This is a genomic window from Noviherbaspirillum phoenicis, assembly GCF_047237965.1.
Classification (GTDB): Bacteria; Pseudomonadota; Gammaproteobacteria; order Burkholderiales; family Burkholderiaceae_D; genus Noviherbaspirillum_A.
This window is the reverse complement of record NZ_JBDFLX010000002.1, coordinates 438660-461581: the sequence shown is the minus strand read 5'-3', so window position 1 is coordinate 461581 and position 22922 is coordinate 438660. Positions and strand designations below refer to the sequence as shown.

At 62.2% G+C, this 22922-nt stretch carries 19 protein-coding genes; 11 read left to right on the top strand and 8 right to left on the bottom strand.

The genetic code is table 11. The annotated features are described in order from the left end of the window. Window positions 1-638: 638 nt before the first annotated feature. Window positions 639-1691 (top strand): alpha/beta hydrolase fold domain-containing protein, encoded by a 1053-nt coding sequence (locus ABC383_RS21705; protein WP_413017136.1) that lies wholly within the window; start codon window positions 639-641, stop codon window positions 1689-1691. Between the two features lie 420 nt (window positions 1692-2111). Next, entirely contained in the window at window positions 2112-2828 is a 717-nt protein-coding gene (locus tag ABC383_RS21700) for a PEP-CTERM sorting domain-containing protein (RefSeq protein WP_413017134.1), read from the top strand. A gap of 277 nt (window positions 2829-3105) precedes the next feature. On the opposite strand, the gene ABC383_RS21695 is transcribed toward ABC383_RS21700, so the two are convergent. The 4 genes from ABC383_RS21695 to ABC383_RS21680 form a co-directional block, all read right to left on the bottom strand. Then, window positions 3106-4179 carry an acyltransferase family protein gene (locus ABC383_RS21695; protein ID WP_413017132.1) on the bottom strand — a complete coding sequence of 358 codons (1074 nt, stop codon included), beginning with the start codon at window positions 4177-4179 and terminating at the stop codon, window positions 3106-3108. 448 nt (window positions 4180-4627) lie between these two features. After that, window positions 4628-4846: a hypothetical protein gene (locus ABC383_RS21690; RefSeq protein WP_413017130.1), complete on the bottom strand. Its 219-nt coding sequence runs from the start codon at window positions 4844-4846 to the stop codon at window positions 4628-4630. A 143-nt stretch (window positions 4847-4989) separates the two neighbouring features. Beyond that, a complete protein-coding gene (locus ABC383_RS21685; protein ID WP_413017128.1) occupies window positions 4990-6606 on the bottom strand; it encodes a tannase/feruloyl esterase family alpha/beta hydrolase in 1617 nt (538 codons plus the stop codon). 26 nt (window positions 6607-6632) lie between these two features. Further along, entirely contained in the window at window positions 6633-6992 is a 360-nt protein-coding gene (locus tag ABC383_RS21680; protein ID WP_413017126.1) for a hypothetical protein, read from the bottom strand. Here ABC383_RS21680 and ABC383_RS21675 point away from each other — a divergent pair. The 4 genes from ABC383_RS21675 (at window position 6991) to ABC383_RS21660 (ending at window position 11171) form a co-directional block, all read left to right on the top strand. Then, complete coding sequence (locus ABC383_RS21675; RefSeq protein ID WP_413017124.1) at window positions 6991-8040, top strand: ABC transporter ATP-binding protein; 1050 nt, start codon at window positions 6991-6993, stop codon at window positions 8038-8040. The genes ABC383_RS21680 and ABC383_RS21675 overlap by 2 nt on opposite strands. Window positions 8041-8083: 43 nt before the next feature. Then, entirely contained in the window at window positions 8084-9385 is a 1302-nt protein-coding gene (locus ABC383_RS21670) for an ABC transporter substrate-binding protein (RefSeq protein ID WP_413017122.1), read from the top strand. A 68-nt stretch (window positions 9386-9453) separates the two neighbouring features. After that, window positions 9454-10329: a carbohydrate ABC transporter permease gene (locus tag ABC383_RS21665; RefSeq protein WP_413017400.1), complete on the top strand. Its 876-nt coding sequence runs from the start codon at window positions 9454-9456 to the stop codon at window positions 10327-10329. Beyond that, complete coding sequence (locus tag ABC383_RS21660; RefSeq protein WP_413017120.1) at window positions 10326-11171, top strand: carbohydrate ABC transporter permease; 846 nt, start codon at window positions 10326-10328, stop codon at window positions 11169-11171. The genes ABC383_RS21665 and ABC383_RS21660 overlap by 4 nt, the downstream gene beginning before the upstream one ends. 49 nt (window positions 11172-11220) lie before the next feature. On the opposite strand, the gene ABC383_RS21655 is transcribed toward ABC383_RS21660, so the two are convergent. Continuing rightward, window positions 11221-12036, bottom strand: a complete 816-nt coding sequence (locus ABC383_RS21655) for an IclR family transcriptional regulator (protein WP_413017398.1) — start codon at window positions 12034-12036, stop codon at window positions 11221-11223. A gap of 196 nt (window positions 12037-12232) precedes the next feature. Between ABC383_RS21655 and ABC383_RS21650 the strand changes: the two genes are divergently transcribed. From ABC383_RS21650 to ABC383_RS21630, 5 genes are all read left to right on the top strand, one after another. Continuing rightward, on the top strand, window positions 12233-13204 hold the full coding sequence (locus tag ABC383_RS21650) for a Bug family tripartite tricarboxylate transporter substrate binding protein (RefSeq protein WP_413017118.1): 972 nt from the start codon (window positions 12233-12235) through the stop codon (window positions 13202-13204). Between the two features lie 98 nt (window positions 13205-13302). Continuing rightward, a complete protein-coding gene (locus tag ABC383_RS21645) occupies window positions 13303-15297 on the top strand; it encodes a flavin-containing monooxygenase (RefSeq protein WP_413017116.1) in 1995 nt (664 codons plus the stop codon). Next, complete coding sequence (locus ABC383_RS21640) at window positions 15294-16514, top strand: CaiB/BaiF CoA transferase family protein (protein WP_413017114.1); 1221 nt, start codon at window positions 15294-15296, stop codon at window positions 16512-16514. Before ABC383_RS21645 ends, ABC383_RS21640 begins: the two co-directional genes overlap by 4 nt. Beyond that, a complete protein-coding gene (locus ABC383_RS21635) occupies window positions 16511-17395 on the top strand; it encodes a patatin-like phospholipase family protein (RefSeq protein ID WP_413017112.1) in 885 nt (294 codons plus the stop codon). The genes ABC383_RS21640 and ABC383_RS21635 overlap by 4 nt, the downstream gene beginning before the upstream one ends. Before the next feature lie 415 nt (window positions 17396-17810). Next, the gene (locus tag ABC383_RS21630) at window positions 17811-19289 is read left to right on the top strand and encodes a SulP family inorganic anion transporter (RefSeq protein WP_413017110.1); all 1479 of its coding nucleotides are present in this window, start codon (window positions 17811-17813) and stop codon (window positions 19287-19289) included. Between the two features lie 90 nt (window positions 19290-19379). Here the strand turns inward: ABC383_RS21630 and ABC383_RS21625 are convergent, their stop codons facing one another. The 3 genes from ABC383_RS21625 to ABC383_RS21615 form a co-directional block, all read right to left on the bottom strand. Then, window positions 19380-19853, bottom strand: a complete 474-nt coding sequence (locus ABC383_RS21625) for a hypothetical protein (RefSeq protein WP_413017108.1) — start codon at window positions 19851-19853, stop codon at window positions 19380-19382. 318 nt (window positions 19854-20171) lie between these two features. Next, window positions 20172-20864, bottom strand: a complete 693-nt coding sequence (locus ABC383_RS21620; RefSeq protein WP_413017106.1) for an SET domain-containing protein — start codon at window positions 20862-20864, stop codon at window positions 20172-20174. Window positions 20865-21061: 197 nt separating this feature from the next. Continuing rightward, window positions 21062-22828 (bottom strand): putative bifunctional diguanylate cyclase/phosphodiesterase, encoded by a 1767-nt coding sequence (locus tag ABC383_RS21615; protein WP_413017104.1) that lies wholly within the window; start codon window positions 22826-22828, stop codon window positions 21062-21064. Window positions 22829-22922: the final 94 nt, after the last annotated feature.

The following is a 22922-nucleotide window of genomic DNA, read 5'->3' as shown; positions in this document are numbered from 1 at the left end:
TTTCAATATTTCACGTTGGAAATATTTCTTAAATTCAACCGGAATAGCGCATTGCGATTCGGAAATTTATAGGGGCTGTGATGCAGTGCAGGAAGTTGTTGAGCCGGAGATGAAACCAACGTGCTTAAAGTAGATCAGTCATGGCTGTTAAATACTTTCATTGCCCGTTAAACTCATCGTTAATGCATGACCTGTTTATTGAGCCAGACGTGCTCGCCTGACTGGCAAGTTTTTAAACAGCATGGGTACGCGCAGGGCGGGACAACAAAACAGATATACGATCAGGCCGCACGACAGGGCATATGGACCGGTGTTTTCATTTTACATAAGGTGAATTATGAGCTTTTAGTACCGACGAGGTCATTTTTGAATGGTCGATTAATTCACCCAGCATTCCGCGTTGTGGTGGCGATGCCTTGTCGATCAATGACCCCTATCCGCCGGGTCAACCTTGCGTCCGTTTGCACAGCGATTCATTGCCTTTGCGCCAAATCCTGTCGCTTGTCTGTAGTCAATAAAAGTTGACGAAAAGGTTTCATTGGCCGTGAGTTTGCGAACTCCACCTGCCGGGGACTTCTAACAGATATGTCAGGTATCAGACATATTTCGCACAACGGTTCATCAACTGGAAAAACAATATGAAAAAAAACACTCTTATCCTTGCCGCCATTTCATTTGCGGTCGCCGCTGGTTTTGCCCAGGCACGCGAAGCGCAGAAACCACCGAAGGCCGACGCAAGCATGCAAAAGGTCCTCGACGCGCTGGCATCTCTGGGTGGCAAGCCGATTGAAACCCTGACGCCGGAAGAAGCACGCAAGCAGCCCACGCCGGCGGACGCTGTGAAAAAGGTTTTGCAGGAGATGGGAAGAAGCACCGACCCCGAACCTGGCGTGACAGTCAAGGACATGACCGTACCCGGGCCGATTGGCGATATCCCGATTCATGTCTATACGCCTGAGGGTAAGGGCCCCTTCCCTGTCATGGTCTACTACCATGGCGGCGGTTTTGTCATCGCCGACACGAAGACCTACGATGCCTCGCCGCGCGCACTGGCCAAGATGGCAAATGCGATCATGGTGGCGGTGGATTACCACCAGGCGCCGGAACACAAGTTTCCTGCTGCCGCAAACGATGCCTACGCGGCCTATACCTGGGCGCTGAAGAATGCCAAGGAAATCAATGGCGACCCTGGCAAGGTAGCTGTCGGCGGCGAAAGCGCAGGCGGCAACCTGGCGACCGTCGTTTCGATGATGGCACGGGACAAGAAAGAGACCATCCCCGTGCATCAGTTGCTCGTCTACCCGGTCGTCAATAACGACATGACCAATGCATCGTACAAGCGCAATGAGGCGGCCAAACCGCTGAACAAGCCCATGATGGAATGGTTCTTCAAGCACTATTCGGCGAAGCCGGAAGACGCCAGCAATCCTTACGCCTTGCCGATGAAGGCGGCAACGCTGAAAGGCCTGCCTTCCGCGACCGTCATAGCGGCCGAAATCGACCCGCTCCTGTCCGAAGGCAAGGCGTATGCAGACCGCCTGAAAAAGGATGGCGTGAAGGTCACCTATAAGGAATACAAAGGGGTGACGCATGAATTCTTTGGCATGGGAGCGGTCGTGCCGAAAGCGATGGATGCCGAGAAGTTCGCGGCAGCGCAGTTGAAAAAATCGTTCGACGCGCAACGAAAGTAAGGCGATAAGCCCGGACGCTGCCCGTGCTCCGGGCAGCGTCCGCCCGATGAATACGATGCCGGAAACGCGGCGATTGCTGGCGGCAGGCGGCAACGCATCCGAGTCGGCTGATTTCGTCCAACCGGCACTCTGCGGAACGCTCTTGCCACCGTCGCGCGATCTACGCGATCTGCGTGGAACTGGTGACCGCACCATGGCTGGCGCATTTCAAGGAAACATGCTGTCAGGCGGCGAGAAGTTCAATTGCCATCTCGCAGGGCCGCAGTACGCCACATGCAAAGTTACTTGTCGGAAATTTTTACACTGCTGTTGGCATTTTGTAACCCCATTTTTGTAACCCGTTGTTTATCAAAGGAATTTGTTTCTTGGTATAAATATTGCTATGGATAAACTGAAATCAATTTTCTCAGGAATATCCAAATGAACAAGTCCAAAATCGCAGCAGCGCTCGCCCTTGCAATCGCATCCGTTGCTCCTGCCGCCGCGAACGCCGCGGTGATCACTTACTACTTTTCCAACACCGGGATTTACAACGGTACGCCGCTGAAAGATACGAGCGTCTTTGGCACGGCGACCTTCACCGACGCTAGCCAGACCGTTAACGGCAAGACGACCAGCTATGTCGACCTGGTAATGAGCGTAATGCCCGGCCTGAAGGTAGATGCAGGCGCATACGTGAATGACTGGGCCTTCAACATTGGCAGCGGCACCTCTACAAAGCCAACGATTTCCAGCACCGCCTGGGTGAGCGGCGCGAAGGCGGGTACTGTCGACATCGACGGTTACAAGAACTTCGGCGGCGCCAACGGTGGCAATTTTGACCTTGTGTTCAATTTCCAAACCAGTAATCCAGGCCAGCTGGCGGCCGGTGCTTCTTCGGAATACAAGCTGTTCGGTACGAATTTGTCTGCAGGCAGCTTTACCTTCGTGGATTCGGACATCTTCAATGCTGCAGTCCACGTTCAGGGCATGGCGAGCCCCAGCTCCTTCTTCTCCGGCACCACCACCAAGCCCGTGGACGGCTCCGGTCCTGGCACCGGCGGCGAAGTGCCGGAGCCGGCTACCGTCGCCCTGCTCGGCCTGGGGCTGTTCGGTTTCGCCATCGCGCGTCGCAAGGCAAAGAGCAAGAACGCTTAAACCTCCATGCCATGGAAAAAGCCCGCTTGACGCGGGCTTTCTGTTTTTTACTGCCGCTTTACGGCTTTTCCCGAATACCCAGGATGTGTTGCTGTGGCCCTTTCCGGGCTATTCAAACTGGTGATGGAAGGCGGTAGATCGATTCAGAGTTGAGAATTCAGACTCTGTCCGACGCGATTTACTTCGGGAAAATTACATTATCAAATTCGGCGTCGTCAAATATCGGCATTTAGTCCAGTTTAATTCACCGCGATGCATATACCTCGCCGGTGTCGGGTCACAATTTAGTCTGGACGCCAGAAGAGAAGATTTGCCTTGCAAGCTGAAAAGACTTAAGTTTGATGAAGGGTTTTTCCACTGCGTACCAGCTTGCTGCACCCAGCAACAAGCTCATCAGTGCCGACACAATGAACAACACCGTAGGCGTGGTTGCCGGAAAATACCACAGAATCAGCTTTTGAATCGGCCATCCATACAAGTACACACCGTAGGAAACGTCTGGCACCTTCTTGAATCGCTTCAGGAAACTGATCGGCGTGAAGGCTAAGTAGAATAACAAATAAGCTCCTGCCGCCGCAAAAATCAGATAATGGATTTTCGCCACGAGGACACATAGAAAGATGATCAAAGCGCAAACGAGCGCCCACGAATGCTTATAGTTAACGGAGTCCCGGTAAAGAAAAAAACACCCTCCCGTCAAGAAGAATGTTCCGAGCCTGAATAACGGATCTTCCAATGAAAAATAGGGCGATGACAATCCCAACGTTGAGTATAAAACCACCGCATACAGTCCTGTGGCCAGGAAAAGCCAAAGCCTCTTCCTGCGAAAGATTCCGAGGCTGCCCAGGACAAGCACAAAAAGGTAACAAGTAAATTCCAGAGAAATCGACCACATTGAACCATTGACGCTCGGATACGGCTGACCTTCAAAAACAGCAGGCACCTCGGGAATATTGAGAAAAACTACCGATTTTACGAAGCCCCCATACCAGAAGGCCTTGAAATATTGTTCCGGTTGAGCACCTAGGGGGCCGACCACGAATGCGCAAATAAACGATGCAACGATAAATCCGGGATAGATCCGGAGAATGCGCTTTTTCAGGAAACTCCAGATATGCGGCGACTGTACCCAGCTTTGAACGATGAGATAGCCACTGAGCAGAAAGAAACACTCTACTGCCAATTTACCCAGGGAGGTAAACCCGACCAGCATGGTCAAAGGCTCTCGGCTTTCATCGCCGTCGATTAATTGCGGAGAATGCGACAGTATCACCAGCAGCGCCAGGACCAGCCTTAGAAAATTGAAGTTGTTGTCTCGATTTGCTTTCCGACTATCCAAATGATTCATCATTCCGTGGCGCTGCAAAATAGAAAATAAAAGACGGACTACGACAGGTCGGCTTATTAAAAAAACCAGAAGTCAGCATGATTCAGTTACTCTGGAACGAAAGCACGAAGACCTCGACTTGTTTCATTTTTTACAACACACCTGAAACGATCCGTCAGTTTGCTCTGACCAATTTTGACTAAATGCAAGTTTAGCGCAATTTCTAAATATTGGTGAAATAGGGTTCTTGAAGGGAATGCATGAATTTCCGGCTGTTAATGACTGCCTGGCATTAATGCATCATAAGCGCCGGATTGGCGGCCGAAAAGAAAGACGTCCTGCGTGCAGGATATAAAACAGTCGGTTTATGCGAGACGCCTGTTCTCGATATGCGCACAATCGCCTGCTTCCCCTTTTCTGCGAAGGCGTTCGTCCGGCCTCATCCTTCTGTAAGGTGAGCGCTTACAAAGCGTCATTCCACCGGAAATTGCATTGCCTGTTTTTGGTCGTGTGCATAAACCAGAGATAGACTGATGCAAAGGCAGTCCGGCGGCATGAGGCGCAGGGTTCGAACGGAAATGGCTTCGGGGAATGGATGGGATTGGCAGGTGATGACGCCGCCAGTGCCCGGCGACGGGGCAAAGGCTGCAGGCGTCGGCTTGCAAGCATGGGCGCTCCAGGTTTCGCCCATTGCGACAGTGCGGCGACAATTTGTCCCGTAACGCCGGCACGGGTCGTCACACGACGATGATCAGGTGTCTGTCCACGACCGCAGACAGCGGCAAGGGCCAGGTTTTCCTGGCCCTTGCTTCATGCGCCCTGCTTCAGCCTGACTCAGGGATTGGCGCAGGCGAAGCTGGCCGCTTCGTCCAGGCTGCCGCTGCCTTTATATTTCGCCACTTGGGGATACGGGCACAGCGGACGGGTGCGGTTGGCGGTGCCGTTGGCCAGACGCGTGCCTATCAGGGTGGCTGGCGCGGCGCCCTGCACCACCCAGCGGTCCAGCGCCCGCACCACGTCGTGCTCGGCATCCGGCAAGGACGCGGCGCCGGTGCTGCCGCCGATATTGGCGACGCCCGGGCCGCCGGAGCAATGCCCTATGCCAGGCAGCATGTACAGCTTGAGAAAGCCGTTCGTGCCCGCTTCGCCTTGCGCGGCCTGGACCTGCTGGTAATAGTCGAGACTGCTCAGCGGCGTGATCTGCTGATCGGCCCAGCCGTGGTACATGATCAGCTTGCCGCCGCGCGCACGGAAGGCGCTCAGGTTGGGCGTGGCGTTATAGACCGAAGCGATGGTCTGGCCGGATACCAGGGTATTGAAGGCGCGATCGGTGTCGGTGTCGAAATTAAAGGTCGCGTTGTTAAAGGTAGGGTCCTGGAATACCGAGTAAGGGAAAAAGTCCCAGCCGCTTCCGCCAGGCGTGGCGCCCGTGTACAGCGAGGTCCAGCCCAGTTCGCTGCCGCGGGTATAGGCCGGGAAGATTTGCTGTCCGTTGGACTTGCGCGCGCCGCCGTAGATGCGGTTGGCCGCGCCAACCTGCGCCGGCGTGAGGCAATTGGCAGCGTCGGCGCCGGTGCATTGCAGCACCGCCGGGTCGAAGTTGCACTTGCGCGGATCGTCGATGACGCCGTCCGTCACGCCGTCGAGCGCATCGCATGACTGCAGCACCGCATTGTTGAGCAAGGTCATCTTGGCCGCGGTGATGGCGCCCGGCGTCTGCAGGTTGGGGAAGCTGTTCCAGAGCTCGGCTACCATCAGGTTGGCCCACTGCCAGGCGGGGGCGCCGGCGACGATGCCATCGTAGTCGTCCGGGAAGCGAGACGCTTCCATCAGCGCGTGGTGCCCGCCCTGCGAGCAGCCGACGAAGTAGGACTGGCTGGGCGCCTGGTCGTAGTAGCGCTGTGTGACCGCCTTGGCCGCCACCGTGCTCACGTGCTGGGCGCGATACGCGAAGTCGATCATTTTTTCCGGATGGCCGAGCGCCCAGGTCTGCTCGGCCGCGCCGTTGGGTCGGCTGGCATTGGTCACATGCCCATTGTCGGTCGCCATCACGGCATACCCGTCGCGCAGCGCCACCAGCATCGCCGCTGTGCCGATCGAGCCGGCCGACGACCCGGAGCCCACGCCCTGGAACTTGCCGTTCCACGCGCTGGCCGGCGGCATCCACACTTCGAAGCCGATGTTGGAGTCGGCCGTGGGCCTGGAAGCAGCGACGATGCGGCAGAACGGCACCGTGACGTTCGTGCTGCCCACGCTGACCGGCTGTGCGTTGTAAGTCGCCGAGATGACCGTGGACGATTCGGGCAACGCCGACTGTGTCAGGACCGCGCACCGGTCGGCCTCGACCCTAGCTGCCGCCGTCGGGACCGAATTATCGTTATCGCTGCCGCCGCATGCGGCAAGCGTCATCACGGTGCTTGCGACAGCCATGCTGGAAATTCGCAATCTCATTTTGTCTCCTTGGTTTTTATTGAATGTCATTGCGCAAGCAAGGGCTTGCGCCTTTCCAGCATAAAAGAATTAACTCTGGCAACCCTGTTTTCAATCAACGGTGACAAGGGGAAATGGGAAACCGGGTGAAGCGGATCGAAGCGTGCTGCCATCCCCCGACAAGCCTGGCAGACCCGGGCAAGCCATTGCAGCGCGACAGTGCGGCGGTTCGCCGCGGACTTGTCTTCACGAACCATTTCCGATATTGTGCAAACGTTCACGGCGAGTGAGCATTTGTGCAAAAGAAAAACAAGGTGTGGAGACAGCGCGACTGCGGCAGGCATCGCGGTCCATCGGCACAGCCCTACCGGGCCGGCGGCGCCTTGCAAGAACAGGGACCATGACATGGCCGCAATTTCGCTGCAAGGCATCACAAAACAATGGGGCGAGGTACACGCCGTCCGCGATATCAATTTCGAGGTGAAGTCGGGCGACTTCACCGTGCTGCTGGGCCCGTCCGGCTGCGGCAAGTCGACCACGCTGAGGCTGATCGCCGGACTCGACAGCGCCAGCGCCGGCAAGATCGAGATAGGCGGACGCGACGTCACCCGGCTGCCGCCGGCGCAGCGCAAGATATCGATGGTGTTCCAGTCCTATGCGCTGTTTCCGCATCTGAGCGTTCGGGAGAACATCCTGTTTGGCGTCAAGGTCCGCAAGGAGCCTGCCCGGGATTTCGAAGCCAGGCTGAAGCGGGTCTCGGGCATCCTGGGCCTCGATGCGCTGCTGACGCGCCGTCCCGGCCAGCTGTCGGGCGGCCAGCAGCAGCGGGTCGCGCTCGGACGCGCCTTGATTGCCGAAACCCCGGTCTGCCTGATGGACGAGCCGCTGTCCAATCTCGATGCGCAGCTGCGCCAGGAAATGCGGCGCGAGATCCGCGCCCTGCAGCAGCAGCTGGGTATCACGATGATCTACGTGACGCACGACCAGACCGAAGCCATGAGCATGGCGGACCAGGTCATCCTGCTGCGCAACGGCAGCATAGAGCAGAACGCGGCGCCGGCCGAACTGTATGCCGAACCGGCGTCGGTGTTCGCGGCGCGCTTCATCGGCACGCCGCCGATGAACATCCTGCCGCTGGCCGAGAGCGCGGCCGGCATGGTCATCGAGGGCAGCGAAGGCCGCGCCATCCTGCCGCACGGCGGCCGGCCGCTGCAGCTGGGCGTGCGGCCGGAACATATCGCGCTGGTGGAACGCGGCATTCCGGCCATCGTCGAGTCCATCGAATACTTCGGCGCCGACACCATCGTCGGCGCGCGGATCGGCGCAGCCCCGCTGCTGGTGCGGGTGCCGGGGCAGCTCTCGCTTGCCGCCGGCGACCGCATCGCGCTCGACTGGGAAACCCGTCACCAGTATTTTTTCGATCGCGAAAGCGGATTGCGGTGCCACCCGGCCTGAGCGCCACGGCCTGCCTCACATGTCGTCAACCAAGGAGAGCATCATGCGGAGAACCATACTGAAGTATGCAAGCACTGTGGCGCTGCTGGCCGCGGCCGGCCTGGGCAGCAGTTGCGCGCTGGCAGCCGATCCGGTCGAGATCACCCTGTATTACCCGGTCGCGGTGGGCGGACCGGTGACCAAGACTATCGATGCGATGGCGGCCGATTTCGAGAAGCAGAATCCGGACGTGAAGGTCAAGGCGATCTATGCCGGCACCTATCAGGAAAGCCTGGTCAAGGCGCTGACGGCGCACAAGGGCGGCACACCGCCGACGCTGGCGGTGCTGCTGTCGACCGACCTGTTTACGCTGATAGACGAAAACGCGATCGTGCCCATCGACAGCCTGGCCTCGGGAGCGGAAGACCAGAAATGGATCAGCGGCTTCTACCCGGCCTTCATGCAGAACAGCCAGACCGGCGGCAAGACCTGGGGCATTCCCTTCCAGCGTTCCACCATCGTCATGTTCTGGAACAAGAAGCTGTTCAAGGAAGCCGGTCTGGACCCGGAAAAGGCGCCCGCCACCTGGGCCGAAACCGCGGACTATGCCAAGAAGCTGACCAAGGCCGACGCCAGCGGCAACGTATCGCAATGGGGCATCAAGATTCCCTCGACCGGCTTTACCTACTGGATCTTCCAGGGCATGACCACGCCCAACGACACCGAGCTGATGAACAATGCCGGCACCCAGACCTATTTCGACAAGCCCGGCGCGGTCGAGGCGCTGCGCTACTGGGTCGACCTGTCGGCCAAGCACAAGGCGATGCCATCGGGCGTGATCGAGTGGGGCACCACGCCCAAGGACTTCCTGGAACAGAAAGCGGCCATGATCTGGACCACGACCGGCAACCTGACCAACCTGCGCACCAATGCCAGCTTCCCGTTCGGCGTGGCGATGCTGCCGGCGTCCAAGCGCCGCGGCAGCCCGACCGGCGGCGGCAACTTCTACGTCTTCAGCAAGACCTCGCCGGAGCAGCAAAAGGCCGCGATGAAATTCATCCGCTGGGCCAGCGAACCGCAGCGCGCGGCGCAATGGAGCATCGCCACCGGCTATGTCGCCACCCGTCCGGATGCCTGGGAAACCGCAGACATGAAGAAGTATCTGCAGGAAGTGCCCGCCGCCGGCGTGGCGCGCGACCAGCTGCAGTACAGCGTCGCCGAACTGTCCACCCATGACAACCAGCGCGTGACCAAGTCCCTGAACGACAACCTGCAGGCGGCGCTGTCGGGCACCAAGCAGCCGGAGGCGGCGCTCAAGGATGCGCAGCGCGAATCGGACCGCATCCTGCGCGCCTGGCGCCGCTGATGGGCATTGCCGCCGGCGCTGCGCATGCGGCGCCGGCGGCCTGCAACCGTATTGCCAACAAGGCCACCATGCACAAAACCCATTCCTCCCTCACGCCGTGGCTACTGCTGATGCCGGCCATGGTGCTCCTGGTCGGCTTCACCCACTACCCCGCGGTGGCGACGATCTGGCACAGCTTCTTTTCCACCGCCAAGGCCTCCAACCCGGCGGTGTTCGTGGGCCTGGAGAATTACGCGCTGGCCGTCGACGATCCGGTTTTCTGGCGCGCGCTGAAGAACAACCTCTGGTTCGCGCTCGGCACCATACCGGCGTCGATCGCGCTGGCCATCATGATGGCGCTCTGGATCAACGACCGCGTCCCTGGCCGCGGCCTGCTGCGCATGGCCTATTTCACCCCGACCGTACTGCCGATGATCGCGGTCGCCAACATATGGCTGTTCTTCTACACGCCGCAGTACGGCCTGCTGGAACAGGTGACGCAGGCGCTCGGCCTGCCATCCCATAACTGGCTGGGCAACCCGGACACCGTGCTGGGTTGCCTGATCCTGGTGGCGATCTGGAAGGAAGCGGGATTCTTCATGATCTTCTACCTGGCCGCGCTGCAACAGATCTCGCCGGTGCTGGCCGAGGCGGCGAGCCTGGAGGGCGCGTCGCGCTGGCAGTACTTCTGGCGCGTGCAGTTCCCGCTGCTGATGCCAACCACGCTGTTCGTGCTGATCAATGCGCTGATCAATTCCTTCCGCCTGGTCGACCATATCGTCGTCATGACCAAGGGCGGACCGGACAACGCCAGCTCGCTGCTGCTGTATTACATCTATGAAGTGGGATTCTCGTTCTGGGATTCCGCCTATGCGGCCGCGCTGACGGTGGTGCTGCTGGTCGTGCTGGCCGCGGTGGCCATCCTCAAGTTCCGCATACTTGACCGCAGGACCCATTACCAATGAACCATTCCTCCGCAAGCGGCCAACCCGCGCAATTCGGCCAGCGCAGCCCGTTGCTGGAAACCCTGGCCGCATGGCTGCTTGGCCTGCTCTGGATCCTGCCGCTGCTGTATGCAGCCTGGACCGCCTTCCATCCAGCCGAGTTCGCCACCCGCTTCGCGCTGGGCGCGCCGCTGACGATGCAGAATTTCGTCAATGCCTGGCATGCCGCGCCCTTCCCGCGCTACTTCCTCAACACATTCCTGCTGGTGACCATGATCCTGGCCGCGCAGATCGTGCTGTCGACCATGGCCGCCTATGCCTTCGCCCGCTTCTCCTTCCGCGGCGCCAACCTGATGTTCATGCTGGTGCTGATGCAACTGATGGTGATGCCGGACATCCTGATCGTGGAGAACTACGCGACGATGAACAGCCTGCGCCTGCGCGACACGATATTGTCCATCGGCCTGCCCTACTTCGCTTCCGCGTTCGGCATCTTCCTGCTGCGCCAGACCTTCAAGTCGGTGCCGCGCGAACTCGACGAAGCGGCGACGGTGGAAGGCGCGAGCGCGCTGCAGGTCCTGCTGAAGGTCTATGTACCGCTGGCCAAGCCGATCTACCTGGCATTTGGACTGGTCTCGGTCAGCACCCACTGGAACAACTTCCTGTGGCCGCTGATCATCACCAACTCGGTGGAATCCCGCCCGCTGACCGTAGGCCTGCAGGTCTTCTCGTCCACCGACCAGGGCGTGGACTGGTCCATCATCACCGCCGCCACGCTGATGACCTCCGGGCCGTTGCTGGTGGCCTTTCTGCTGTTCCAGCGCCAGTTCGTGCAATCCTTCATGCGTGCCGGCATACGCTAGGAACTGTTCAGGCCGTGACGACGTCGGTTCGTCGACACGGCGCATACCCTTAATCCTGCGCACCCGGCGCGCGCGGATTTCCCACCCGCGATTTTGCCGGCGCCGCCATCAGCGACCAGCCGGCATTGCGCAGCTCTTCCTTCATCAACTCCGCAATCCACTCGCGCCGCTCCCTGTCCATGCGGCTGCGAATCGCGCCGACGCTGATCGCCGCGTAGGTGCCCGGCGTTACCTGGAACGACACGCCCACCCCGCTGACGCCGGTGGCGACCAAGTTATCGGTGCTGACGTAGCCCTGTTGCCGAATCTGCGCGGAAAGGCTGCGCAACTGCGCCAGCGACTTGCGCTCGGGCGCCAGCTCGGCGGCATGCCTGGCCTGGAATCCTTCAAGCTCGGTGTCGGATAGCGTTGCCATCAGCGCGGTCCCGGCCGACCCCACGCCCAGCAGCCGCAAGCCGCCCACCTGCAGCACCAGAGCCTTGATCGGGAATGCGCCCTGCTCGTAATGCACGCAGTGGGCATGATCGCCGTTGCGCACCACCAGGTAAACCGTGTCCTCAGTGCGGCGCGCCAGCCTGATCATCATGGGCCTGCACCGCTCCATGATGGGTACGCGGCTCATCGTCGCCAGCCCGAGCTGCATCGCCTCCGGCCCCAGCCGATACAGCTTGTCGCCGTGGCGCGCCACCATCCCGCTCTGCACGAGCGCGCCAAGCAGGCGGTAGGCGGTGGCGCGATCGAGCGCGGTCGCCGCCACGAGCGAGGCCAGCGAGATGCCGGATTCGTGGTTCAGGCCGACGAGCTTCAGAAGATGGATAGCGCGGAACACGGACTGCGCGCCCGGCATGCGGCTGCTGTCTTCCATGATGTTCACAATATGAATCCTTTTGCCACGTTATTGGTAGGAAGTCCGTGATTGTCAGCCAGCGGCGTCTGAAAAAGCTATAAGCGTGTTCACATTATGAACTAATCGATATCCCGGGGTTGCCGTCGGACAGGCTCAATGCCGATACTGTTTACACCGTCAACCAAAGACAGCACACAAGATCTGGAGACATGACATGAAAGCGACATCGCGCATCTTCGCGGCCGGCATTGCGCTGCTCTTCCCATTGATGGCCGCGGCCCAGCCGGCGGAGAACTGGCCTGGCAAGCCGGTCAAGCTCATCGTTGGCTACCCCCCCGGCGGCGCTTCCGACACCATAGGCCGGCTGATCGGGCAGGAACTGTCCCGCATGAACAACCAGCCGTTCGTGATAGAAAACCGGCCCGGCGTCGGCGGCATGCTGGCGATGAGCCTGGTCGCCAAGGCGCCGGCGGACGGCTATACGCTTGGACTGGGCGTCAGCGGCAGCCTGACCACCGGCCCTCATCTGCAGAGCGTCAAGCTGTACGATCCCCTGACCGACTTCCAGCCCGTCGGCATGCTCGCAAAAACGCCGATGGTGCTCCTGGCAAGCCCCTCCAGCGGTTATGACACTGTGGACGCGGTGGTGCGCGATGCAAAAAAGCGCCCTGGCGCAGTGATGTTTGCATCCGGCGCGCAAGCTTTCGAGCTGGCGCTGCAACTGTTCAAGTCCAAGGCCGATGTGGATATCACGACGGTGTCCTACCAGGGAGGCGCGCCGGCATCGATCGACGTGATGTCCGGGCGCGCCCAGCTGATGGTGGACACCATCGGCGCGCAGCAGGGAAACATCAAGTCCGGCAAGTTGAAGCCGCTGGCGGTGCTCGACAGCACCCGGTCGCAGATCATGCCCGAGATACCGACGATGGCGGAAGCCGGCGTCAAGGGATATGAAGCGGTCGGCTGGGCCGCGCTGCTCGCCCCAAGGGGCATGCCGGCGCCCATCGTGGAAAAGCTGAACGGCCAGCTGCAGCAGATCCTTAAATCCCCCGAGATCAGCAAGAAACTCGAAGCGCTGGGCTTCGAGCCCTGGCCCGGAACGCCGTCTTTCATGCAGAAGACCGTCGCCGCCGAATACGCGACATGGGGCGAGGTGGTTCGCGCCTCCGGCATGACCGCCAGGTAGCCCGCTCCGGCTTTACCTTACCGCCCTCCCATCGATTTGACCGGCGGCCTGCCCGGCCTGCCGCCGGGACTTCCATCGCCTGAAAAAAGAGATTAAAGATGACCAATCCGACGTCCCCCGAACAAGACTGGACCGCGCGCTTCGATGCGGCCCTGCCTTCCGCCAATGTGCCCACGCTGCTCATGGTGCTCGTGCACCTGACAGGCGACCGGCGCTGGCTGTCCGAACGCTACCAATGCACGCATATCCGCGGCATTGACGACCATGACAGCGGAGGCCTGCCCCCGGACGTGCAGCAGGAAGTCCGCGATGCCGCCCGCGATGCCGTGCTGGCGTGGAAGGCTGGCCGTCCTGCCGCCCAGCCGGCCCCGGAACTGGAGCAGCTGGTCGACATGCTGCGCCACAGCGTTGGCGAGGAAGTGCCGGCGTCATACGGTCCCATGGTGGGCGCATGGCTCGGCCTAGATCAGGAATTCGAGATCGACCAGAAGGGCCGCTACGACGTGCCGGACGATTTCCATGTGATCGTCATCGGCGCCGGCGTGGCGGGCCTGTGCGCGTCGATCCGCCTGCATGGCGCCGGCATTGCCCATACGGTCATCGAGAAAAATGCCGAAGTCGGCGGCACCTGGTATGAGAACCGCTACCCTGGCGCCGGCGTCGATACGCCCAACCATATCTACTCGTACTCGTTCGCCAAGGCCGACTGGACCCGTTATTTCGCGCTGCGCGAGGAGATCCAGGCCTATTTCGTCGATGTGTCCCATCGATTTGGCGTGCGCCCTCACATCCGCTTCAATACCAGCGTCGACTCCGCCGTCTATGACGACAAGGCGATGGCCTGGGATGTCGCGGTGGCAGACCGCGAGGGCCGCACCGAGACCTTGCGGGCCAAGGTCGTCATCAGCGCCGTTGGCCTGCTCAATGTGCCCAAGATGCCCGCCATCAAGGGACTGGACACGTTCGCAGGCCCGTGTTTCCACAGCGCGCGCTGGCCGCAGGGGCTGGATGTGCGCGGCAAGCGCGTGGCCATTATCGGCAATGGCGCGAGCGCCATGCAGATCGTGCCGGCGATTGCGCCCGAGGTGGCGCAACTTACCGTGTTCCAGCGATCGAAGCAGTGGGCCGCGCCTTTCGAGCGTTTCCAGAAACCGGTGCCGCCGACGGCGCGCTTTCTTTTGAAGGAACTGCCGTTCTATCAGCAATGGTACCGGCAGCGCCTCGCGTGGATCTTCAATGACCGCATCCATGCATCGCTGCAGATCGATCCCGAATGGCCGCATCCCGAGCGCGCCATCAACCGGCGCAATGACAAGCATCGCGAATTCTTCATCGACTACGTGAAGGCGGAGCTTGGCGCCAAGCAGGCGCTGCTGGCCGATGTGCTGCCCGACTATCCGCCGTTCGGCAAGCGCATGCTGATGGACAATGGCTGGTTCCGTACCGCCACGCGCGACAACGTGCGTATCGTCAACGATGGCATCGAGAGAATAGAAAGCGACGCCATCATCACGAAGGATGGGCAACGCCACGAAGCCGACATCCTGGTGGTATGCACGGGTTTCGATGCGGTGAACCTGCTGTCCTCGTTTACGCTGATCGGGCGTGACGGCCGCAATGTGCGCGAGCACTGGGACGCCGAGGGTGCGCAAGCCTATCTGGGCGTGGCCACGCCAGGCTTTCCCAACTTCTTCATGCTGGCCGGGCCGAACACCGCGCTCGGACATGGCGGCAGCGTGGTCGCGCTGCTCGAAACCCAGGTCCAGTACGTGATGTCGCTGCTCAAGGCCGCGCTGCAAAGCCACGGCCGCGATTTCGAGATCGAGGTGCGCAAGGATATCCATGACGCCTATAACGATCGGGTCCAGCAGGCGCACGCGAAAATGATCTGGACCCACAAGGGCATGTCGAACTGGTATCGCAACGCCCGCGGACGCGTGGTGGCGCCGACGCCTTTCCGCAACGACGACTACTGGCACATGACGCGCAACTCCGGGCTGGCCGATTACGTCATGCGCGGCAATCCGGCGCAGAAGCCGGCACGCGAAGAGGCCGCCGACGCTCGGGCTTGCGCCGCGGGAGAAGCGTCATGAGCGCGCCGCGCTATGCCGGGCATGGACCGCACATGCTGAGCGGACTGCGCATCATCGACCTGGGCACCATGGTTGCCGGTCCGGTCGCCGCCACGCTGTTTGGCGACTTCGGCGCCGAAGTCATCAAGGTCGAGGTGCCTCGCCGGGGCGACACGGTGCGCGACCTCGGCCCGTTCGTGGACGGGAAATGCCTTTACTGGAGCGTGGAAAACCGCAACAAGAAGTCGATCACGCTGGACTTGCGCAAGCCGGAAGGCCGGGAGCTGCTGCTTAAGCTGATCGAGCAGGCCGACGCCGTGGTGGAAAACTTCCGTCCCGGCACCCTCGAGAAATGGGGGCTGGGATGGGACGAGATGAAGGCGCGCAATCCCGGCCTGATCCTGCTGCGCATCTCGGGCTTCGGGCAAACCGGCCCGTACCGCGAGCGCGCCGGATACGACCGCATCGCCCTGGCGTTCGGCGGGCTGATGGGCATCACGGGTTTTCCGGATCGTCCGCCAGTGCGCATCGGCACCTCGATCGCGGACTACCAGTCGGCGATACTGGGTGCGTTCTCGCTGATGATGGCCATTTATCACCGCGACCTCCATGGCGGCGAGGGACAGCAGATCGACCTGGCGATGTATGAGTCCATCATCCGCTTTACCGAAGTCCTGGTGCCGGCCTACGACAGGCTGGGCACGGTGCGCGAGCGGCGCGGCAACAAGCACTTCGCCGCCGCGCCCGGCGAGCATTTCCGCACCGCCGACGGCCGCTACATCATCCTCACCGTATCGGCGGATGCGGGCTTCCAGCGGCTGGCCCGCGCCATGGGCCGCGGCGACTGGCTGGACGATCCGCGCTTTGCCACGCACGAGCAGCGCTGGCAGCATGTCGACGAACTCAACTCGGCGCTGGCCGCATGGATCGAGGGTCAGCCAGTGGAAGCGCTGTGCGCTGCGCTCGACGACGCCAAGCTCGCCTATTCGTTCATTTACAGCATCGAAGACATCATGAACGATCCGCATTACCAGGCGCGCGGGACGATCGCTTCCGTGCCGGACCCGCAGATCGGCCCGGTGAAGATGGCCGGCGTCGTGCCGAAGTTTCCCGACCGCGAGGAAAAGCCGATCGAGCCGGCGCCGGACCTCGGCCAGCACAACCGCGAGATCTACTGCGGCCTGCTGGGCCTGTCCGACCAGGATGTGGCGGCACTGACCGACGCCGAGGTGATATGACGCGCGCCCTCGTGCTCGGCGGCGGCGGCGTTGCCGGCATCGCCTGGGCCACCGGCGTCGCCGCCGGCCTGGCGCGGCAGGGCGTGGACATCGGAAAAGCCGACGTCTTCATCGGCACATCGGCCGGCTCGGTCGTGGGCGCGCAGCTCGCATCCGGCGTCGGCGCCGAGACGCTACTCGCGCAGCAGTTGACGCCGCCGGCAAGCTCGCGCGAGCAGGCGCAACCCTTTTCACAACAGGAGGCCAACGCACGCAACCGCGCGTTGATGGACAAGGTCAGTGGCGACCTGACGGCAGCACGCAAGCACATCGGCGCCCACGCGCTGCGCAGCGCCACCGTGCCGCTCGCCCACCGCCGGGAGATTATCTCGGCGCGCTTGCCCCAGGCCGGATGGCCGGTGCGCGCCTTGCGCGTGGTCGCCGTCGATACGGCTACTGGCCAACACGCGACCTTCGACCGCGACAGCGGCGTGGACTTCATCGATGCCGTCGCCGCAAGCTGCGCCGTCCCCGGCGCATGGCCGGCGGTGCCGATCGACGGCCGTGCATGGATGGACGGCGGCATCCGGTCGCTGAGCAATGCCGATCTTGCGGCGCCGGCGCAATGCGTGCTGATCATCGCGCCGCTTGGCTATGCGGATGACAATCCCGTCAGCGGCCATCTGCGTGCGGAAGTGCGCATGCTGCAGGATGGCGGCGCGCGGGTCGCCGTCGTCGTTCCCGACAGCTATTCCACGCGGGCCATGACGGACAACGTGCTCGACCCGGCGCGCTGCGCGCCCAGCGCCAGGGCAGGCCTGGTCCAGGCCCTGCGGATTGCGCCGGACATTGCATCGTTCTGGAACGAGGGCGACACCGGCGGCGCCGCTGAAAGCCGCTGAAATGGACTTCGGGCTGGCCTGCCGGCCCGCCCCGACCCGAAGCCGGCGTTTGGACGGACGCCGGCGCGATATCGGCGGCTACAGCAAAGACGCCTTGACGCGAGACTATGCTGCGCTGCAAAATGCGGCCCTATGACCGTTTCCGCCAGGTTTCCCTTCTGCAACATGCATGCGCCCGACAGCGCCGGCAGGGCTTGCTTCCGACGCAAGTGCCTGGAGGCCGCTTCCTTCCCGGGCGCCGGACTGCCGCGCGGCCATTTCTGCTCGGTCACTCCGCCTTAATTAGCGCCTGCTTCCCTGGCTTGCCTGCCGACGTCCTCCCATGACGTCGATGCCGGCGCTCCCTATCGCCTCGCACGTACAGTGCGCCCAATTACTCGTTTTCCGCCCGTTCGTGTTGGCGGAAAGGATACCTATGTCTCTACAAACAATCCGCCAGGACTGGTTTTCCAATGTCCGCAACGATCTTCTGGCCGGCCTCGTGGTCGCGCTCGCCCTGATCCCCGAAGCCATCGCGTTTTCCATCATCGCCGGCGTCGACCCCAAGGTCGGCCTGTACGCCTCGTTCTCCATCGCGACCCTGATCGCCTTTTTCGGCGGCCGCCCGGGCATGATCTCGGCGGCGACCGGGGCAATGGCCCTCGTCATGACCAGCCTGGTCAAGGAACACGGCCTGAATTACCTGCTGGCTGCCACGATCCTGACGGGCATCCTGCAAGTCTGTGCCGGCTGGGTGCAGCTTGGCCGCCTGATGCGCTTCGTCTCGCGTTCCGTGGTCACGGGCTTCGTGAATGCCCTGGCCATCCTGATCTTCATGGCCCAGCTGCCCGAGCTGACCAATGTCACGTGGCATGTCTATGCGGTGACCGCGGCCGGGCTGGCCATCATTTACGGCCTTCCCCGCCTGACGCGCGCCATACCGTCGCCGCTGGTGGCGATCGTCGTGCTGACCGCGCTGTCGATGGCGCTCGGACTGGACATCCGCACCGTGGGCAACATGGGCACGCTGCCCGACAGCCTGCCGTCCTTCCTGATGCCGGATGTGCCGCTCAACCTGGAAACGCTGCGGATCATACTGCCGTATTCGGCAACGCTGATGGTGGTGGGACTGCTGGAGTCCCTGATGACGGCAACCATCGTGGACGACCTTACCGACACGCGCAGCGACAAGAACCGCGAGTGCGTCGGCCAGGGCATCGCCAACATCGCCACCGGCTTCATCGGCGGCATGGCAGGCTGCGCAATGATCGGGCAGTCCGTGATCAACGTCACTTCCGGCGGGCGCGGCCGCTTGTCCACGCTGACTGCCGGCGTTGTCCTGCTGGTGCTGGTCGTCTTCCTCGGCGAATGGGTAAGCCGCATTCCCATGGCCGCCCTGGTTGCAGTGATGATCATGGTATCGATCGGCACCTTCAACTGGCAGTCGCTGCGGAACCTGCGTGCGCACCCGGCCAGCTCGGGCGTCGTGATGGTCGCGACAGTCGTCGTCACCGTGCTGACCCACGACCTGGCGAAGGGTGTGCTGACTGGCGTGCTGTTGTCCGGCGTCTTCTTTGCGCAGAAAGTCAGCCGGATGCTGAGCGTGAGTTCGCATGTCGAGGACGGCGGGCGCGTGCGCCGGTACGAGGTGAGCGGCCAGGTCTTCTTCGCCTCGTCCGACCAGCTGTTTCACTCGTTCGACTACAACGAGACCGCCCGACAGGTTCACATCGACGTCAGCCATGCCCATTTCTGGGACATCACCGCGGTGGGGGCGCTGGACAAGGTGGTGCTGAAGCTGAGGCGTGCCGGCGCCGAGGTCGAGGTGCACGGCCTGAACGAGGCCAGCGCCACGATGGTCGGCAGGTTTGGCGTTCACGACAAGGATGACGGCGCCCTGGTCACCGGCCACTGACCGGCCGCCCGGCCTGCCATCGGCATGGGTAGCCGTCGGCGATGCCCGTCATCGGCCCGGCGCGGCAATTGCGCGTCGGGCCGGAGTGCCTCAATCGTTCCTTGACCTGGTGGCAAGCGCCACGACAGCGGCCCCCGCGGCAACGATCAGCGCGTCTTCGATCAGCCCGCTGCGGGTCTGGCCGATACGCGCCATTGCCTGCTTGCGGCCGGCCAGCGTCAGGTAGGCGAGCGGCACCGCGGCGGCCACCGCGACGGCGGCGCCAGCCTGCTCCCTGCCACGCGGCGCCAATGCCGCGCCGGCGATCCCGGCGCTCATCACACGCGCCAGCAGTCCCAGAAATACGGTGCGGTCAGGCGCGGTCTTCATCTTGTCGCCGAACAGTTCCCCAACCCCCATGGCCAGCGCGCCGGATCTGACCAGAGGGTGATCGAGCAGGAGCAGTTCCCCGCTTGTGCGACGCCCCGCAAGGCGGGCTGCCGCAATGGCGGCCATGGGCGTCATTGAACGTGCGCTCGCCACGGCGCCAATCAAAGCGGAGGAAAGCAGGCTGCGGGTTCGCATCTTGTCGGACTCCCATAGGAATGAAGCTTGGTCTAACCGCCTTCGCCTCTGAACGTTGCAGGTCGAGTCAACCGGTCAGGAAGCTGGTTGCGCACAGGGTGAAGGCAGCCTTGTGATTGCTGCCCATTCTAGTTGCTCTGGACAGTAACGCAGCCGCGCAGACGCCAAGGCGTTGAGCAGGCGCAGAAGAGCAGGGCCAGGCCTCATTCCCGTGGCCAGCCGCCTGATTTTCCGGAGCGATGCCGTTGCCCAGCCAACAAGGGCGCACGGATCGCGCCCATGTTGACCGGATCGGGCCGCCGCGCGGCGCCGGCGCCGTCAATGCTTGGCCGGCCCCTGGCTGGCTGCCTTCATCGCTTCCTTTTCGGCCTGCTCCTTCAGGAAGGACTTGAAGAACTGCAGGAGATTGACGTTCTTCAGATCCTGCGGACGCTCGCTGTGGCAGCGCGGGCACCGGCACACGAAGCCCATGCGGCTGACCAGCGTCACGTTGCGCACCAGGAAATTACGGCCCAGGAAACCGCTGGCGTCGTCGATATAGGTTCTGGTGATTTCCTGGCCGGGCTGTATGTCCTTGAGCGCGCGCAGGCCCTGTTCGCCGCTGGCGCCGTCGATCAGCGTCAGTTCGGCCGACGGATCGCAGGAGTGGTTGACGCGGCCCAGCGTCTGGTAGAGGCCATGTCCCAGGTGCTCGCCTTCGCCGGGACCGTAGCCGACCTGATAAGCGCCGACGCCGGCATGCAGCTTGCCGACCATGGCTGGCGGCAAGCCATAGCGCCGCGCCATCAGGCGCTCGATTTCCCGGTCCTGGCGATTGCTCTCATGCGCGTTGGTGCTGCGCTGCTGCCATGCATAGTAGACGTCGCGCAGCCGGGTATCGGCAATGAGCCGGTGGGTCAGGTCCCAGGCCGGGCTGCCCAGTTCCAGGTCGCTGCCGGCCACCGCCACCAGGGGCTTTTCGCGCAGGATCTCCTCGCCGGCGGCAATCGGCGCAGTCGCGAGCAATTGCATCCCGCCTGCGTTATCCCACTTCACTACGCTCCACTTAACCATCCACATCCCCTGCCCGGCCGGCAAAAAGCCGTGATTCTACGCTGATTGGGGTCGATGCACCGAAGCGCCGGCACTGTCCAATGCCGCCCTGTCGGCATGCAGCCGGGTCGAACGCAACGGCCGGGCGGGCGACATTCAACCGATGGACCGAGGCGTCAACCGGGCACCGGCGCAGCCGCAAGGTCTTCAAGCGCCCAGGCAGCCAGTTCCCGCGCTTTCATGGGCTTGCCGTACAGGTAGCCCTGTCCCTTGTCGCAACCGAGCTGCATGACGACGGCAGCCTGGGCCGTGGTCTCGATGCCTTCAGCCACCGTGTCCATGCCCAGGCTGTGGGCCACCATCACGGTAGCCTCGATCAGCACCCGGTGGTGCATGCTGGTGTCGGCGTGGCAGACGAAGGAACGGTCTATCTTTACGGTATTCACCGGCATCTGGTGCAGGCAGGCGAGCGAGGAATAACCGGTGCCGAAGTCGTCCAGCGCCAGCTGTATGCCCAGGGATTGCAGCTTCACCAGGCAGTCGCGCACTTCCGCGTCCTGCGCCGCCAGGCTTTCCGTCACCTCCAGCTGGAGCATGCCGGCCGGCATGCCGGTCGCCTGCAGGACCGCAGCCACGCTGTCGGCAAGATCCGGCTGCGCCAGCTGCGCCCGCGACAGGTTCACTGCCAGCCTGCGTGGCGCGCGTGACCCGAGTTCGGCTTGCCAGCGCATGAATTCCTGGCACGCGGTCGCCAGAACGAAATGCCCGAGCGCGCCGATCAGCCCGGATTCCTCGGCAATGCCGATGAATTCCACCGGCGGCACCAGGCCGCGCACCGGGTGCTGCCAGCGCACCAGGGCTTCGACACCGGCGGCCTGCTCGATGACGCCATCCGGCCGGAAGCCCACCACGGGCTGATAGACGACAAACAGCTCGTTCTCCGCCAGTGCCCGCCTCAGCGCCACTTCAATGTCGCCCCTGTGTTCAGCGCGGCCGCGCATCGCGTGGTCGAACAGCACGTAGGTCGCGCCGCCTGAACGCTTGGCCTCGCGCATGGCAATGCTGGCATCCTGCAGCATGCGTTCCGCGCCGCTGGACTGCCCGTCCAGAATCACGATGCCCATGCTGAAATGGCAGACGATCTGCTTGCTGCCCACGGTGTAAGGCACGGCAAGCGCCTTGAGCAGCCGCTGCACGACGCGTTCGGCCAGGTCCGGCGTACGCACGCCCTCCACCACCACCACGAATTCATCGCTGCCGATCCGGGCGACCAGGTCGCCGGTTCCCACGGCTTCGGCATCGGTCAGCGCATGCTGGCGCAAGGCGGTGCGCAGCCGCTCACCCATCATCCTCAGGATATCGTCGCCGGCGGCCGTGCCTAGCATGTCGTTGACCTGCCGGAAGCGGTCGCAGTTCAGGAACAGCACTGCGCCGCGTCGCGCCGCCGCCGGACCGCTGTCCAACATCGACTGCAGGTGTTCAATCAGTTCGACCCGGTTCGGTATGCCCGTCAGCGCGTCGATCCGCGCCGCATGGCTGAGTTCGCGGGCAAGCTGGTCCTGCTCGCGCCGCATTTCGAGCGTGACGTCGGTCAGCGAGATCATCAGCCGCGCGTTGTCGAGCTTCAGAACGCTCAGCGCGAGGACGGTGGGCGCCCGTTCCTGTGGCAGGCCGATGCCCAGCTCGACTTTCACCGCCTCGCAAACGATGCCGGAAGCCGGTGCAAAGTCGCGGATCATCTGCCGCAGTTGCGGAACATAAGGCTCCATGACCGTAAAAAGATTGTCGAGGTTGCCTTGCCTTGCCAGCGGCATCAGCAGGCGCGACGCCATCGGGTTGAGCATTTCCACGTCGCCATTGCTGGCGGTCTGCATCAGACCGATCGGGGTCCGATACAGGAATTGCAATAATGTTTCGTAATCGTCGGTAGCCAGCTCTGCCATAACTCGTATCTGTTGGTGCGCCCGATAGGCCGAAAGTATGAATTATCGGGGATTCCAGGTGTATCCATATGGAAATTTGTTGCTTTGTGGATTT